The following is a 15,481-nucleotide window of genomic DNA, read 5'->3' as shown; positions in this document are numbered from 1 at the left end:
TCTGACAGACAAAAAAAATCAGGCCCGGAGGCCTGATTCATTATTCGCAGTTATCAGCTTACATCAGTGGCTGAGCCATCTGGACCAGTCTGATGAGCGGCTGCGGGTAAACCCCTAACAGCAGTACCAGAATGGCAGAAATCAGAACCACGACACCACCGGCGGTGAATGCCCAGTTAGCCGGGGTATCACGGGTGTGCAGTTCCGGCGGGCTGAGGTAGAGACTTACCGTTACGCGCAGATAGTAGTAAAGGCCAATCGCACTGCCCGCTACTACCGCACCGGTCAGCCACCACAGATGCGCACTGACGCCTGAAGCAATCACGTAGAATTTACCGATAAAGCCCAGCGTCATCGGGATACCGGCCAGTGACAGCATCATCACTGTCATGACCGCTGACAGGATAGGACGATGCCAGAACAGACCGCGATAAGAGTAGAGTGAATCTGCATCCGGGCCACGATACGGGCTGGACATCAGGCTCACCACACCAAAGGCACCCAGGCTGCTGAACAGATAACCGGCCAGGTAAACACCTGAGGTTTCCAGCGACAGCTGATGATCTTTCACTGCAATCAGCGCGACCAGCAGATAGCCGAGGTGGGCGATAGAGGAGTAACCCAGCAGACGCTTGATGTTGCTCTGCGAAATCGCCATCAGGTTACCGAACAGAATCGACACAAAGGCGATCATGGCCAGCACGGTGCGCACCGCTTCGCTGTCGGTCACCGGCGCGTACATAAACAGACGCATGATGACACCGAAGATCGCAATCTTGCTGGCCGTCGCCAGGAAGGTTGAAACCGGCGCAGGCGCACCCTGATACACATCTGGCGTCCAGAGATGGAACGGAACCAGTGAAAGTTTGAAGCCCAGGCCGATGATCATCATGCCCAGACCCACCAGCAGCAATGGCTCATGGATCATGCTGTCAGTCAGGCTCTGACCCAGCGCAACAAAGCTCAGATTACCGGAATCGGCGTAGATCAGCGCAATACCAAACAGCAGGAACGATGAGGCCGCCGCAGACAGAATGGTGTATTTCAGTGCGGCTTCCAGCGAACGTTTCTGGCGGAAAGCGTAGCCAATCAGACCAAACAGCGGCAGCGACAACAGCTCAATGCCGATGAACAGCGAGGCCAGATGGTTAGCACTGGCCAGCACGATGCCACCGAGGGCCGCAATCAGCACCAGCAGATAGAACTCATCTTTGTTGTCCGGGTAACCCGCCAGCCATGGATAGGCAAAGGTACAGGTCGCCAGACTCGCCAGCATCACCAGCGCGGTATAGAACATCGAATAACCATCGACGCGCAGCAGCGGCGTGACATCCATCGCCCCGACCTGACCGACAAAGTAGAGCGAGAGCAGCGCCAGGTTCAGGCCAACTACCGTTAGCGTGGCGTTAACGAAGTGGTTGCGTCGCCAGGCAATGGACAGCATCACAACCACCACCGTCAATCCGACGATTAACAGCGGTAGTAACGCAATCAATTGGTGAGGAGTTATTGTCATGGCGAATTACGGCCTTGTAGTTGAAATTGAAGCGGTAAACCACTGCTGAATATTGCTCATGGCAGCGTGCGAAGTATCCAGAATCGGCTGTGGATAGACGCCCAGCAGCACCAGCAGCACCACCAGAACACCGATGGTCATGAACTCGCGCGGCGACATGCCTGGCAGCGGATCTTTCGATTTCGCTTCGCCATAGTAAGCGCGCTGCATCATCACCAGCGAGTAAATCGAGGCGAACACCAGACCAAAGGTCGCGATGATGATAATCATCGGCACCACCTGGAAGCTGCCGGTCAGAATCATAAATTCGCCGACGAAGTTACCCGTACCCGGCATACCGAGGTTGGCGACAGCAAAGAAGAGCGACAGACCCGGAATCCATTTGATGCGCGACCACAGACCACCCATCTGACGCATATCACGGGTATGCAGACGCTCATACAGCTGACCACACAGAATGAAGAGTGCCGCTGCGGACAGACCGTGTGCAATCATCTGAATCACCGCACCCTGCAGCGCCAGCTGGCTGCCGGTGTAGATAGCAATCAGCACAAAGCCCATGTGCGAAATCGAGGTATACGCGATCAGACGTTTGATATCGGTCTGCGAGAAGGCCATCCAGGCACCGTAGAAGATCCCAATGATGCCTAACCACATAGCGATTGGCGCAAACTCTGCTGACGCGTTCGGGAACAGCGGCAGACTGAAACGCAGTAAGCCATAAGCCGCGGTTTTCAGCAGGATACCTGCCAGGTCAACAGAACCCGCAGTCGGCGCCTGACTGTGCGCATCCGGCAGCCAGCCATGTAACGGCACTACCGGCATCTTCACCGCAAAGGCGATAAAGAAGCCCAGCATCAGCAGATATTCAACACCGCTCGACATTGGCGTCTTCAGAAGCTGTTCATAGTTGAACGTCCAGACACCGGTCGCGTTGTAGTGGACAAACACCAGGCCCAGAATCGCAATCAGCATCACCAGACCGGAAGCCTGGGTGTAGATGAAGAACTTGGTCGCAGCGGAGATACGGGTTTTGCCGTCAGACGCTTTGTGACCCCAGAGCGCGATGAGGAAGTACATCGGCACCAGCATCATTTCCCAGAAGAAGAAGAACAGGAACATGTCGATGGAGAGGAACACACCGATTACGCCGCCCAGGATCCACATCAGGTTCAGATGGAAGAAGCCCTGATACTTTGAAATCTCATTCCATGAACAGAGCACCGCCATCAGACCGAGCAGGCCTGTCAGCACTACCATCAGCAGCGACAGGCCATCAATGGCTAAATGGAAGCTGATGCCGAAGCGTGGGATCCACGGAACGGAGAAACTTGACTGCCACTGCGGAATGCCCGCTGCCTGCGTCAGTGAATAGCCTCCCTGCAACCAGAGTTGCAGCGAAAGCGCCAACGTCAGCCCCATGGTGATCAGCGCGATCCAGCGTGGCACCTTCGCGCCAAGGCGCTCAGTGAGCCAGCAGATCAGACCGCCGACGAAGGGTATGATAATTAGCCAAGGTAATAACACGGCACACTTCCCTTTTCTTTGTCTTAGTTCGGGCTATCTTACTTGCCAGTTTGATTCCCGGCAGTGCTCGCAATCCTCACATACCTCGGTATGCTCCGGTTGCTGCGCGCTGGCGGTAACCAGACTGGCTGCGACGATAACGCCCTTGCTCAGGACAATTTTTGACATTCTCAATGGGCAGATTAACTAACCTGCCCCGCTCATCAATCTTTAAATCACCAGCAGCAGAGCCAGCACCAGTACGGCACCCAGGCTCATTGACGCAACGTACCAGCGCAGGTAGCCGTTCTCACTGACAACCAGGCCTTTGTTGGCAATGCGTGACAGCAGCGCAGGCAGGTTCATCAGACCATTCAGTGGGTCGCGCTTCAGCAGCCACGCAATGCCCAGGTAGGGTTTAACGAACACTTTATCGTAGAGCCAGTCGAAGCCCCAGGCCGCAAACCACCAGGTGCCGAAGAAGCGGCCTGGCGCACTGTTTGCGATACGGGTAACCAGCTCACGTTTGCCCAGCCACAGCGCAGCAGCGATCAGAATGCCGACAATCGCTACGACGCCCGAGGTGATTTCCAGTCCCACTTTGCCCGCTTCACCAAACTCATTGGCTGGCAATACACCCGCCAGCGGTGGCGTAATCAGCGCACCAATGAAGGTAGAGAGCAGCAGCAGTACAATCAGCGGCAGATGATGGGTAATGCCTTTACCGGCGTGCGCATGAATTTTCTCTTCGCCGTGGAACACGATGAAGATCATGCGGAAGGTGTAGATAGAGGTCAGGAACGCCCCTACCAGACCCGCAACCATCAGGTTGATGTGACCGTTAGCCAGTGCGCCGAACAGAATCTCATCTTTACTGTAGAAGCCCGCCGTAATCAGCGGCAGTGCCGCCAGCGCCGCGCCGCCAACCAGGAAGCAGGTGTAGACCAGCGGAATGCTCTTGCGCAGGCCACCCATTTTGAAGATGTTCTGCTCGTGATGGCAGGCCAGAATCACTGAACCCGAAGAGAGGAACAGTAACGCTTTAAAGAAGGCGTGCGTCATCAGATGGAAAATCGCCGCATCCCACGCCTGAACACCCAACGCCAGGAACATGTAACCAATCTGGCTCATGGTGGAGTAAGCGAGAACACGTTTGATGTCGGTCTGTACCAGCGCGGCAAAGCCCGCCAGCACCAGGGTAATTGCCCCGACGATGCCGACCAGATGCAGCACTTCCGGCGTCAGCAGGAAGAGACCGTGGCTGCGGGCAATCAGGTAAACACCCGCTGTCACCATGGTCGCGGCGTGGATCAGTGCTGAAACCGGTGTCGGACCGGCCATCGCATCAGCCAGCCAGGTCTGCAACGGCAACTGTGCCGATTTACCGACCGCGCCACCCAGCAGCATCAGCGTTGCCCACTGCAGCATATGGTTGTCTGCGGCAAAGTGCGCCGGCGCCAGTTCCATCATCTCGCGGAAGTTCAGCGTGCCCAGCTCGTTGTAGAGAATGAACAGGCCGAATGCCAGGAAGACGTCGCCCACGCGGGTGATGATAAAGGCTTTCATCGCCGCTTTGCCGTTTTCCGGATTGCTATAGTAGAAGCCGATCAGCAGATAAGAGCAGAGCCCTACCCCTTCCCAGCCCAGATACATCAGCATCAGGTTATCGGCCAGCACCAGAACAACCATGCTGGCGATAAACAGGTTGGTATAGGCGAAGAAGCGGGAGTAGCCCTCTTCTCCACGCATATACCAGGAGGCGAACATATGAATGAAGAAGCCAACACCGGTGACGACTGACAGCATGGTCAGAGACAGGCCATCCAGCGTCAGGTTCACTTTCATGTCGAAGTTGCCGACATGCATCCAGGTCCAGAGTGACTGGGTATAGGCTTGCTGACCACTGGCGAAGAACTCGAATCCGAGCATCACTGTAGTCAATGCTGCCAGACCCACCGATCCCATACCTACCGTGGCCGACAGGTTCTCAGACCAGCGACCGCGGGAAAACGCTAACAGCAGAAAGCCGATCAGCGGAAACAAGACAGTTAAATAGAGAAGATTCATCCGCGCATCTCGCTCACAGTATCAATGTTCAGCGTCTGACGACGACGATAGAGCTGAAGCAGCAGCGCCAGACCAATGCTGGCTTCCGCTGCCGCCAGGCTGATCGCCAGGATATACATCACCTGTCCATCGGCCTGACCCCAGTAGCTCCCGGCAACCACCAGAGCTAAGGCGGCGGCGTTGATCATGATTTCAAGGCCGATCAGCATAAACAGCAGATTGCGGCGTATCACCAGCGACGTCAGTCCAAGGACAAACAGCACGGCAGCAAGAATCAATCCATGTTGTAACGGGATCATGCGTTCTCCTTTTTCACCTGAGCGGCGTCAGCATTACGGTTACTCAGGACTTCGCCCTGACGCTCTTCACGACCGATATGGAACGCCACGACCAGACCTGCCAGCAGCAGCATAGAAGCCAGTTCAACCGCCAGCACATAAGGACCAAACAGGCTGATGCCGACCGCTTTGGCGTCGATGATGGTGCCATCAATGCCCTGGTCATTCGCCGTCAGGATGGCGTAAATCATCACCACCAGCAGCAGCAACGAGACGATGCCGGGACCAATCCACAATGACGGGCTGAGCCACTCACGCTCCTGCTTCTCCGTCTGCTTGCCCAGGTTCAGCATCATAACGACGAAGACGAACAGCACCATGATGGCGCCAGCGTAGACGATGATCTCCAGCGCACCGGCAAAATAGGCACCCATAGAGAAGAAAACGCCCGCGATCGATAACAGCGAAACGATCAGGTACAGCAACGCATGTACCGGATTGGTGTGGGTGATGACGCGCAACGTCGTCAGCACCGCCACCAGTCCGCAAAGATAAAACGCAAATTCCATGCCTTGCTCCTTAAGGTAATAAGCCTTTGACGTCGATAGGCTTGGCTTCGTTTTCCGCTTCGCCCTTATCTTTACCGTCAATCGCCATACCTGCCATGCGGTAGAAGTTGTACTCCGGATATTTACCCGGTCCCGAAATCAGCAGATCGTCCTTTTCATACACCAGATCCTGACGCTTAAACTCACCCAGTTCGAAATCCGGGGTAAGCTGAATCGCGGTGGTCGGACAGGCTTCTTCACACATGCCGCAGAAAATACAGCGTGAGAAGTTGATGCGGAAGAACTCCGGGTACCAGCGGCCATCTTTGGTCTCGGCTTTCTGCAGTGAAATACAGCCAACCGGACAGGCAACCGCACACAGGTTACAGGCGACGCAACGCTCCTGACCATCCGGATCGCGGGTTAACACGATACGGCCACGATAGCGTGGCGGCAGATAAACCGGCTCTTCCGGGTACATCTGCGTTTCACGTTTGGCAAAGGCGTGCAGCCCTATCAGCCAGATACTGCGAACTGTCGTGCCAAAGCCTACGACAATATCTTTCAAAGTCATTTGTTAACCCCTTACGGCGCTGTGTAGAGAATCACTGCGGCAGTCGCCAGCAGGTTCAACAGCGTCAACGGCAGACACACTTTCCAGCCGAATGACAGCACCTGGTCGTAGCGTGGACGCGGAAGCGCAGCACGAATCAGGATGAACATCATCATAAAGAACGCCGTTTTCAGGGCGAACCAGATGAACGGCGGCAGGAAAGGTCCGTGCCAGCCACCAAAGAACAGCGTTACGATCAGCGCTGAAACGGTGGTAATCGCCACATATTCGCCGACAAAGAACAGGCCAAACTTCATGCCGGCATATTCAATGTGATAACCATCTGCCAGTTCCTGCTCCGCTTCTGGCTGGTCAAAGGGATGACGGTGACACACCGCCACGCCAGCAATACAGAAGGTTACGAAACCAAAGAACTGCGGAATGATGTTCCACAGGTGCGTCTGGCTGTTGACGATATCGTTCATGTTGAACGAGCCCGCCTGCGCCACCACACCCATCAGCGACAGACCCAGGAACACTTCGTAGCTCAGCGTCTGCGCCGAGGCGCGCATCGCACCCAGCAGCGAGTATTTGTTGTTACTCGACCAGCCAGCAAACAGCACGGCGTAGACCGCAAGGCCCGCCATCATCAGGAAGAACAGCAGACCGATATTCAGGTCTGTCACCATCCAGGTTGGCGACACTGGCACGATAGCAAAGGCCAGCAGCAGAGAAACAAAGGCAATAACCGGCGCAAGGGTAAAGATAAAGCGGTCGGTAAATGGCGGAACCCAGTCCTCTTTAAAGAACATTTTGATCATGTCCGCAACCAGCTGGAGCGAGCCGCCCCAGCCGACGCGGTTAGGTCCGTAACGGTTCTGGAACAGGCCGAGCAGACGACGCTCGGCGAAGCTCATGAACGCGCCGCAGGCCACAACCACCAGCAGAATCACAATGGCTTTAACAATGGCCAGCAGAATGTCGATAACGTCCGGTGTTAACCAGCTCATTGCGCCGCCTCCTGCAGAGTGTCGACTTTACCGTTCGCCAGGAATGGCGGAACGCCCGGCATACCCAGCGGCAGACCAATCTGACCCGCCTGCAGTGACGCCGAGAAACGGACCGGCAGACGCACTGTCTCGCCGGCACAGCTGAATTCAACCGCCGCGCCATTGTTGACGCCCAGCTTCGCTGCATCCTCCGGGTTAATCACCAATGCAGGCTCTGTCATGCGCTGCTGGAAGACCGGTGAACGCTGTGACATCTCTTCGCTACCGAACAACCGGTGGAGAGGCGCCACACGCCACTTCGCATCACTGACAAACGCGGCAGGAACGGTTGTGAACCATGGCAGCTCACTGTTGCTGGCTTCAAACAGGCGTACGCCCGGATCGCCATGACGCAGTTTGCCGCCCACTTCAGCCTGGAACTTGTTCCACGCCTGCGGTGAGTTCCAGCCTGGAGCCCAGGCAAACGGAATCTGCGAACGCGGAGCTGATGGCTGGTTGTTCCCTTCCATAGAGAAGGCGAACATGGTGTCCTGGTCCTGCGGCTGACGCGGTTCATGAACGCTGATATTCGCGCGCATCGCAGTACGTCCACTGTTACGTATTGGAGAACGCGCCAGTTTCTGACCACGGATGCGGAAGCTGGCGTCAGGTGCCGCTTCTTTAATACCCGCGAGCTGTGGCAGACGGGTCACCACGGCATCGATCACGTGATCGAGCTGCGTCCAGTCCACGTGACGGCTTTCCAGCGTGCTGTGCAGCGAGTGCAGCCAGCGCCAGCTTTCCAGCATCACAACGTTGCTGTCGTAATAGGCAGGATCGTAAACCTGGAAGAAACGCTGTGCGCGACCTTCATGGTTAATCGAGGTGCCATCACTTTCAGCGAAGCTGGCGGTCGATAACACCAGACCCGCTTTCTCCAGCGTGGCTGTACGCTGATGATCAACCACAATCACGTTCGTGGTCTGCGCCAGGGCTGCATCCACCACGGCTTTTGGTGCGTGACGATAGAGGTCATTTTCCAGCACCACCAGCGCATCGGCTTCGCCGTTGCTCAGTTGCTCCAGCGCATGCTCCAGCGGATTACCGCCGATCATGCCCAGACCGATGCTGTTGGCGTGACCCGCCAGCAGAGTAATGCCGACATCTGCGCCGCGTGCCTTCAGGGCTTTCGCCACGTTCGCTGCGGCTTCAATGACTGCGCTGCTGCCTGAGTGAGTACCGGAGATGATTAATGGCTTTTTCGCGCCGGCCAGCGCCTGAACGACAACATCCATTTTCCCGTTGAGCTTGCTGTCGAAATCGGTGACTGCCGGAGCAGATTCATCCAGCGCACTGGCGATAGCGAAGCCAAGGCGCGCCTGATCTTCAACCGGCGCACGATAGCTCCATGCCGCGATATCATCCAGACGGGTTTCATCAACATGGGTAACAAACAGCGGATGTTTCGCGTTCTGACCGATGTTCATAATGGCGGCGATCTGCCAGTCTGCGACTTTCTGCGCAGCGGCCATATCACGCGCTTTGCCTTTCACCGCCTGACGGACAGAGAGTGCCACGCGCGCGCCAACCTGTGTAAGGTCTTCACCCAGCACCAGCACCGCATCATAGCTTTCAATTTCACGCAGCGATGGCGTATAGACACCGCTTTCGCGCAGGACTTTGAGCATCAGTTCAAGACGGGCCTGCTCGTCCGCTGGCATACCGGTTGAGAAGTTCTCTGCGCCCACCAGTTCACGCAGTGCAAAGTTACTTTCAACGCTGGCGCGCGGCGAGCCGATACCGATCACTTTCTTCGCCTGACGCAGCAAATCTGCACCGGCATTGACCGCCTGCTCTGCGTTCAGCGTAACCCAGTCATTGCCGCGCAGCAGCATCGGCTGGCGTGGACGATCTTTGCGGTTCACGTAGCCATAGCCAAAGCGGCCACGGTCACACAGGAAGTAGTGGTTTACGGTGCCGTTATAGCGGTTTTCAATACGACGCAACTCACCATAACGCTCACCCGGGCTGGTGTTACAGCCGACACTGCACTGCTGGCAGATGCTCGGCGCAAACTGCATATCCCATTTGCGGTTATAGCGTTCAGAGTGAGTTTTATCCGTGAAGACGCCGGTCGGGCAGATTTCAACCAGGTTGCCAGAGAACTCGCTTTCCAGCGTGCCATCTTCCGGGCGACCAAAGTAGACGTTGTCATGCGCGCCGTAGACACCCAGATCTTTGCCATCGGCATAATCTTTGTAGTAACGCACACAGCGGTAACAGGCGATACAGCGGTTCATCTCGTGGGAGATGAACGGACCGAGATCCTGATTACGGTGAGTACGTTTGGTGAAGCGATAGCGGCGGAAGCTGTGGCCGGTCATTACTGTCATATCCTGCAGGTGACAGTTACCGCCCTCTTCGCACACCGGACAGTCGTGCGGGTGGTTGGTCATCAGCCACTCCACCACGCTTTCGCGGAACTCTTTCGCTTCGCCATCATCGATGGAGATGAATGTGCCGTCAGAGGCCGGTGTCATGCAGGACATGACAAGACGGCCGCGGGTATCTTCGGCATTCTGGAATTGCTTTACCGCACACTGGCGGCAGGCCCCAACGCTTCCCAGCGCCGGATGCCAGCAAAAGTAAGGAATATCAAGGCCCAGAGAGAGACATGCCTGTAGCAGGTTGTCCGCTCCGTTCACATCATACTCTTTACCGTCTACATGAATTGTAGCCATAGTGACATGCTTCCGTAAGGCTCGTCAGAGACGAGCGTTAATCATATTCTTGCCCCGACGCACGACATTGTCGGGGCGGCGGCACCAGGCCTGTTCCGTTTTTGGTGAATTACCAGCGCGCTTTCAGCAGGTTTGGCTGGATCCCGCCAATGGCACGGGTATTACCAAACACCTGCGGCGCCATGCCGGCTTCAAACTCTTCACGGAAATATTTAATCGCACTTTGCAGCGGCTCAACCGCACCTGGCGCATGCGCACAGAAGGTTTTGCCTGGGCCAAGCTGACGGCAGAGTTGCAGTAAGGTTTCAATATCGCCTGGCTGGCCCTGTTTCTGCTCCAGCGCACGCAGAATTTTCACGCTCCACGGCAGACCGTCACGACACGGAGTACACCAGCCGCACGACTCACGGGCAAAGAACTCTTCCAGGTTACGCACCAGGGAAACCATGTTGATCTCGTGATCAACGGCCATTGCCAGCGCCGTACCCAGACGACTGCCCGCTTTGCCAATGCTGGCAAATTCCATCGGCAGATCCAGGTGCTGGTCGGTCAGGAAGTCAGTCCCAGCGCCGCCGGGCTGCCAGGCCTTGAACTTCAGTCCGTCACGCATGCCGCCCGCATAATCTTCCAGGATCTCACGAGCGGTGATACCGAATGGCAGCTCCCAGACGCCGGGATTTTTAACCCGTCCGGAGAAGCCCATCATTTTGGTACCGGCATCTTCACTTTTAGAGATGTTTTTGTACCACTCCACACCGTTGGCCAGAATCGCCGGCACGTTCGAGAGGGTCTCTACGTTGTTCACGCAGGTTGGTTTGCCCCACGCGCCCGCACTCGCCGGGAATGGCGGCTTGGAACGCGGGTTAGCACGACGGCCTTCCAGTGAGTTAATCAGTGCCGTCTCTTCGCCGCAGATATAACGCCCTGCGCCGGTATGGACGATCAGCTCAAAGTCGAAGCCGGTACCGAGAATATTTTTACCGAGGTAGCCCGCTTCCGTGGCTTCAGCAATCGCACGACGCAGATGCACCGCCGCTTCAATGTATTCGCCACGTAAGAAGATGTAGCCACGGTAGGCCTTTAGCGCAAAGGCGCTGATCAGCATTCCTTCCACCAGCTGGTGAGGCATCTGCTCCATCAGCAGGCGGTCTTTATAGGTGCCTGGCTCCATTTCATCGGCGTTACACAGCAGGTAACGGATGTTCATCGACTCATCTTTCGGCATCAGGCTCCACTTCAGACCGGTAGAGAAGCCTGCACCGCCGCGCCCTTTCAGGCCGGAGTCTTTGACTGCCGCGACAATTTCATCCTGTGACATGCTTTTCAGCGCTTTTTCCGCACCGGCATAGCCGTTCTTGCTGCGATATTCATCTAGCCAGACAGGTTGCTTGTCGTCACGCATCCGCCAGGTGAGCGGATGGGTTTCAGCAGTACGAATGATCTGTTTGATTGTCATTGATACTGCTCCAGCAAAGAGGGAATGCCTTCCGGCGTCAGATGAACATGCGTGTCTTCATCCACCATCATCGTTGGGCCCTTGTCGCAGTTACCCAGGCAGCAGGTTGGCAGCAGCGTAAAACGGCCATCAGCAGTGGTTTGACCCGGTTTGATATTCAGCTGCTGCTCCAGTGCGGACTGGATGCCCTGATAACCGGTGATGTGACAGACCACGCTGTCACAATAACGGATCACATGACGGCCAACCGGCTGACGGAAGATCTGGCTATAAAACGTCGCCACCCCTTCAACATCACTCGCCGGGATACCCAGTACGTCGGCAATCGCGTTGATTGCGCCGTCCGGCACCCAGCCGCGCTGTTTCTGCACGATCTTCAGCGCTTCAATGGAGGCTGCACGCGCATCTTCGTAGTGGTGTTTTTCGTGCTCAATAGCGTGATGCTCTTCCGCGCTCAGCACGAAGACCTCGTTAGGGTCGATCGTTTTAATGGCAATGTGTTGATCGTGCATAATTAGCGGTCCACGTCTGACATAACAAAATCGATACTACCCAGATATACGATCAGGTCGGATACCAGGCTGCCACGGATTACTGAAGGAATCTGCTGCAGATGCGGGAAGCTCGGCGTACGCACGCGGGTGCGGTAGCTCATGGTGCTGCCATCGCTGGTCAGGTAGTAGCTGTTGATCCCTTTCGTCGCTTCAATCATCTGGAACGATTCATTGGCTGGCATCACCGGTCCCCACGAAACCTGCAGGAAGTGGGTGATCAGCGTTTCGATGTGCTGCAGCGTACGCTCTTTCGGTGGTGGCGTGGTCAGCGGATGATCCGCTTTAAACGGCCCCTCTGGCATATTGTTGAGACACTGCTCAAGGATACGCAGGGACTGCCACATCTCTTCCATCTTCAGCTGAACACGGCTGTAAGCATCGCTGACGCCGTCGCCGACCGGGATTTCGAAATCGAAGTTTTCGTAGCCTGAGTATGGACGCCATTTGCGCACGTCAAAGTCGAGACCCGTGGCACGCAGGCCGGCACCGGTCGTGCCCCACGCCAGCGCCTCTTCCATATTGTAAGCAGCAACGCCTTTTGAACGACCAATCAGCACGGTGTTACGCAGTGCCGCTTTGTCATATTCCTTCAGACGCTTCGGCATCCAGTCCAGGAAGTCACGCAGCAGACGTTCCCAGCCTCGCGGCAGGTCGTGTGCTACACCACCGATACGGAACCAGGCCGGGTGCATACGGAAACCGGTAATGGCTTCAACCACGTCATAGATTTTCTGGCGATCGGTAAAGGCAAAGAACACCGGCGTCATCGCGCCGACGTCCTGAATAAAGGTCGAGATATAAAGCAGATGGCTGTTAATGCGGAACAGCTCAGAGAGCATCACGCGGATCACGTTTACGCGATCGGGCACCACGATACCGGCCAGTTTTTCTACCGCCAGCACGTAAGGCATTTCGTTTACGCAGCCGCCGAGGTACTCGATACGGTCAGTGTAAGGAATGTAGCTGTGCCAGGACTGACGCTCACCCATCTTTTCGGCACCACGATGGTGATAACCGATGTCAGGTACGCAGTCGACAATCTCTTCACCGTCCAGCTGCAGGATGATGCGGAACGCACCGTGCGCCGACGGGTGGTTAGGCCCGAGGTTCAGGAACATGAAGTCTTCGTTGGTGGTGCTGCGCTTCATGCCCCAGTCTTCAGGCTTAAAGGTCAGCGCCTCCATCTCTAAATCTTCTTTCTGCTTAGTCAGCGTGAAAGGATCGAATTCGGTGGCGCGCGCCGGGTAATCTTTACGCAGCGGATGGCCTTCCCAGGTCGACGGCATCATGATGCGCGTCAGGTGCGGGTGACCATCAAAGGTAATACCAAACATCTCCCAGGTTTCACGCTCATACCAGTTGGCATTCGGGAAAAGACGGGTGATGGTCGGCAGATGCATGTCGTTTTCAGAGAGTGCCACCTTGAGCATGATGTCGCGGTTGCGTTCAATCGACAGCAGGTGGTAGAAAACGGAAAAATCCGCCGCAGGCAGGCCTGCACGGTGGGTACGTAAACGCTCATCCACGCCATGCAGGTCATACAGCATGACGTAAGGCTTCGGTAATTTACGCAGGAACTCGGTAATTTCCAGTATCTGTTCACGCTTAACCCAGACCACCGGAATGCCGGTGCGGGTTGGCTGTACAGTGAAGGCATCCGGCCCAAAACGGTTACGCAACTCGCCGATCACCGGGTCATCAAGGTGATCACGGGTTTGCCATGAAGGCTGAGCGAGATCTTGCGTGGTCAAATCTGTCATACGTTACTCACCATTCCGGCCTGGTCTCAGGCACTCAAATGAAGGCGTCAGGATGGGGCCATGCATTAAATTGTGATGTTCTGCTGCAGGCGCTCTTTTCCATCCATACGGTTTTAAACTTCGTCCGGGCTGCGCAGGTTTGTTACTGCGATGCGCTCGCCGCGTTTTCTTTCACGCTCTGAAGGCATGTTAGCGCGGTAAACGCCCTGGTCGCCGACAACCCATGAAAGCGGACGGCGCTCTTTGCCGATCGACTCCTGCAACAGCAGCAGTGCCTGCATGTAGGCTTCAGGACGTGGCGGGCAGCCAGGAATATAGACATCTACTGGCAGGAATTTATCGACGCCCTGCACCACCGAATAGATGTCATACATGCCGCCCGAATTTGCGCAGGCACCCATTGAGATCACCCATTTTGGCTCCAGCATCTGATCGTATAAACGCTGAATAACCGGAGCCATTTTGGTAAACGGCGTGCCGGCAATAACCATGAAATCCGCCTGGCGTGGCGAGGCGCGCATAACTTCAGCACCAAAACGTGCCACGTCATGGACCGCGGTAAACGATGTGGTCATCTCAACGTAACAACAGGACAGGCCAAAGTTATAAGGCCAGAGTGAGTTTTTACGTCCCCAGTTCACCATGTCATGCAGGGCATTTTCGAGTTTGCCCATATAAACGCTGCGATGAACGTGCTGCTCCAGCGGATCGCTGACGATTTCCTGCTTTTGCAGAGGATAACGGTCGTTCTCACCACCGTTCGGGTCTATGCGGGTGAGCGTATAGTCCATCTTATTGCCTCTCTTTTACTGCTTATGAGGATTGGTGTGGCTGACCGTAGTAGTTTTCACCACTACGCGACGGCGAGCTGGAGCCCAGTCCAGTGCGCCAATGCGTACCAGATAGACCAGACCCGCAAGGAGCACCAAAATGAAAATTGCGGCTTCCACAAAGCCGACCCAACCGCTTTCGCGGATTGAAGTCGCCCATGCGTATAAAAAGAGGGCTTCGACGTCAAAAATGACGAAAAACATCGCAACCAGATAAAATTTCGCCGACAGGCGGATATGGGTGTCACCAACGGATTCAATGCCCGATTCGAATGGCGTGTCTTTATAGCGGGCGCGCGCTCTGCCGCCAAGCAACCATCCTCCGGTCAGCATGAAAGCACACAAGCCAAAGGCAATAACGATAAATACGATAAACGCCCAGTGCTGAGCGATGATTTCGGTGGTAGTTGACATACTCATTGCTTACTCATCAAAAGTGGCGCTGGCATCCTGCACGCGTTTCCCGCAGCAAACTGACCACATCGATTCAAGGGAAGGGTAAAAACCTTTTAAATGTCACTGTTATTACGGAATAAACAGCAATTTAATGGGGTTTTTTACTCCTTTCTATAACCTTTTGTCAACTTTGACAAAAGTATCCAAACATTATTTCACACCTGCATCATATTATTAACAAATGATGCCCCGCTTTCCAGCTAAATCGCTTCAGTCTGTAGGGTTAA

The 15,481-nt window shown here is 55.5% G+C and carries 13 protein-coding genes; all 13 read right to left on the bottom strand.

Annotation, left to right across the window (positions count from 1 at the left end; translation table 11 throughout):
• Nucleotides 1-58: 58 nt before the first annotated feature.
• The 13 genes from nuoN to IAI47_RS06360 all read right to left on the bottom strand — a co-directional run bounded on the left by nuoN (nucleotide 59) and on the right by IAI47_RS06360 (nucleotide 15,218).
• Nucleotides 59-1,516, bottom strand: coding sequence for an NADH-quinone oxidoreductase subunit NuoN (nuoN, locus tag IAI47_RS06420; protein WP_003854230.1), 1,458 nt, complete (start codon nucleotides 1,514-1,516; stop codon nucleotides 59-61).
• A 6-nt stretch (nucleotides 1,517-1,522) separates the two neighbouring features.
• Nucleotides 1,523-3,043, bottom strand: coding sequence for an NADH-quinone oxidoreductase subunit M (nuoM, locus tag IAI47_RS06415; RefSeq protein WP_003854232.1), 1,521 nt, complete (start codon nucleotides 3,041-3,043; stop codon nucleotides 1,523-1,525).
• A 210-nt stretch (nucleotides 3,044-3,253) separates the two neighbouring features.
• Nucleotides 3,254-5,089 carry an NADH-quinone oxidoreductase subunit L gene (gene nuoL, locus IAI47_RS06410; RefSeq protein ID WP_008926469.1) on the bottom strand — a complete coding sequence of 612 codons (1,836 nt, stop codon included), beginning with the start codon at nucleotides 5,087-5,089 and terminating at the stop codon, nucleotides 3,254-3,256.
• Nucleotides 5,086-5,388 carry an NADH-quinone oxidoreductase subunit NuoK gene (gene nuoK / locus IAI47_RS06405; protein WP_003854236.1) on the bottom strand — a complete coding sequence of 101 codons (303 nt, stop codon included), beginning with the start codon at nucleotides 5,386-5,388 and terminating at the stop codon, nucleotides 5,086-5,088. Before nuoK ends, nuoL begins: the two co-directional genes overlap by 4 nt.
• Nucleotides 5,385-5,936 (bottom strand): NADH-quinone oxidoreductase subunit J, encoded by a 552-nt coding sequence (gene nuoJ / locus IAI47_RS06400; protein ID WP_003854237.1) that lies wholly within the window; start codon nucleotides 5,934-5,936, stop codon nucleotides 5,385-5,387. Before nuoJ ends, nuoK begins: the two co-directional genes overlap by 4 nt.
• A 10-nt stretch (nucleotides 5,937-5,946) precedes the next feature.
• A complete protein-coding gene (gene nuoI, locus IAI47_RS06395) occupies nucleotides 5,947-6,489 on the bottom strand; it encodes an NADH-quinone oxidoreductase subunit NuoI (protein WP_003854239.1) in 543 nt (180 codons plus the stop codon).
• An 11-nt stretch (nucleotides 6,490-6,500) separates the two neighbouring features.
• Complete coding sequence (nuoH, locus tag IAI47_RS06390; RefSeq protein ID WP_003854240.1) at nucleotides 6,501-7,478, bottom strand: NADH-quinone oxidoreductase subunit NuoH; 978 nt, start codon at nucleotides 7,476-7,478, stop codon at nucleotides 6,501-6,503.
• The gene (gene nuoG, locus IAI47_RS06385; RefSeq protein WP_008926470.1) at nucleotides 7,475-10,198 is read right to left on the bottom strand and encodes an NADH-quinone oxidoreductase subunit NuoG; all 2,724 of its coding nucleotides are present in this window, start codon (nucleotides 10,196-10,198) and stop codon (nucleotides 7,475-7,477) included. The genes nuoH and nuoG overlap by 4 nt, the downstream gene beginning before the upstream one ends.
• Before the next feature lie 109 nt (nucleotides 10,199-10,307).
• Nucleotides 10,308-11,648 (bottom strand): NADH-quinone oxidoreductase subunit NuoF, encoded by a 1,341-nt coding sequence (gene nuoF / locus IAI47_RS06380; protein ID WP_175501446.1) that lies wholly within the window; start codon nucleotides 11,646-11,648, stop codon nucleotides 10,308-10,310.
• Between the two features lie 2 nt (nucleotides 11,649-11,650).
• Nucleotides 11,651-12,166: an NADH-quinone oxidoreductase subunit NuoE gene (gene nuoE, locus IAI47_RS06375; protein WP_003854243.1), complete on the bottom strand. Its 516-nt coding sequence runs from the start codon at nucleotides 12,164-12,166 to the stop codon at nucleotides 11,651-11,653.
• Nucleotides 12,167-12,168: 2 nt separating this feature from the next.
• Nucleotides 12,169-13,968 carry an NADH-quinone oxidoreductase subunit C/D gene (gene nuoC, locus IAI47_RS06370; protein ID WP_008926471.1) on the bottom strand — a complete coding sequence of 600 codons (1,800 nt, stop codon included), beginning with the start codon at nucleotides 13,966-13,968 and terminating at the stop codon, nucleotides 12,169-12,171.
• Nucleotides 13,969-14,081: 113 nt separating this feature from the next.
• Nucleotides 14,082-14,759, bottom strand: coding sequence for an NADH-quinone oxidoreductase subunit B family protein (locus IAI47_RS06365; protein WP_003854245.1), 678 nt, complete (start codon nucleotides 14,757-14,759; stop codon nucleotides 14,082-14,084).
• Between the two features lie 15 nt (nucleotides 14,760-14,774).
• Nucleotides 14,775-15,218, bottom strand: a complete 444-nt coding sequence (locus IAI47_RS06360; RefSeq protein WP_003854246.1) for an NADH-quinone oxidoreductase subunit A — start codon at nucleotides 15,216-15,218, stop codon at nucleotides 14,775-14,777.
• Nucleotides 15,219-15,481: the final 263 nt, after the last annotated feature.

Origin of the sequence: Pantoea sp. MT58, from assembly GCF_014495885.1 — a bacterium.
Lineage (GTDB): Bacteria > Pseudomonadota > Gammaproteobacteria > Enterobacterales > Enterobacteriaceae > Pantoea > Pantoea eucalypti.
Note: the sequence above shows the minus strand (reverse complement) of the source record. Positions and strands in the feature narration are given on the sequence as shown.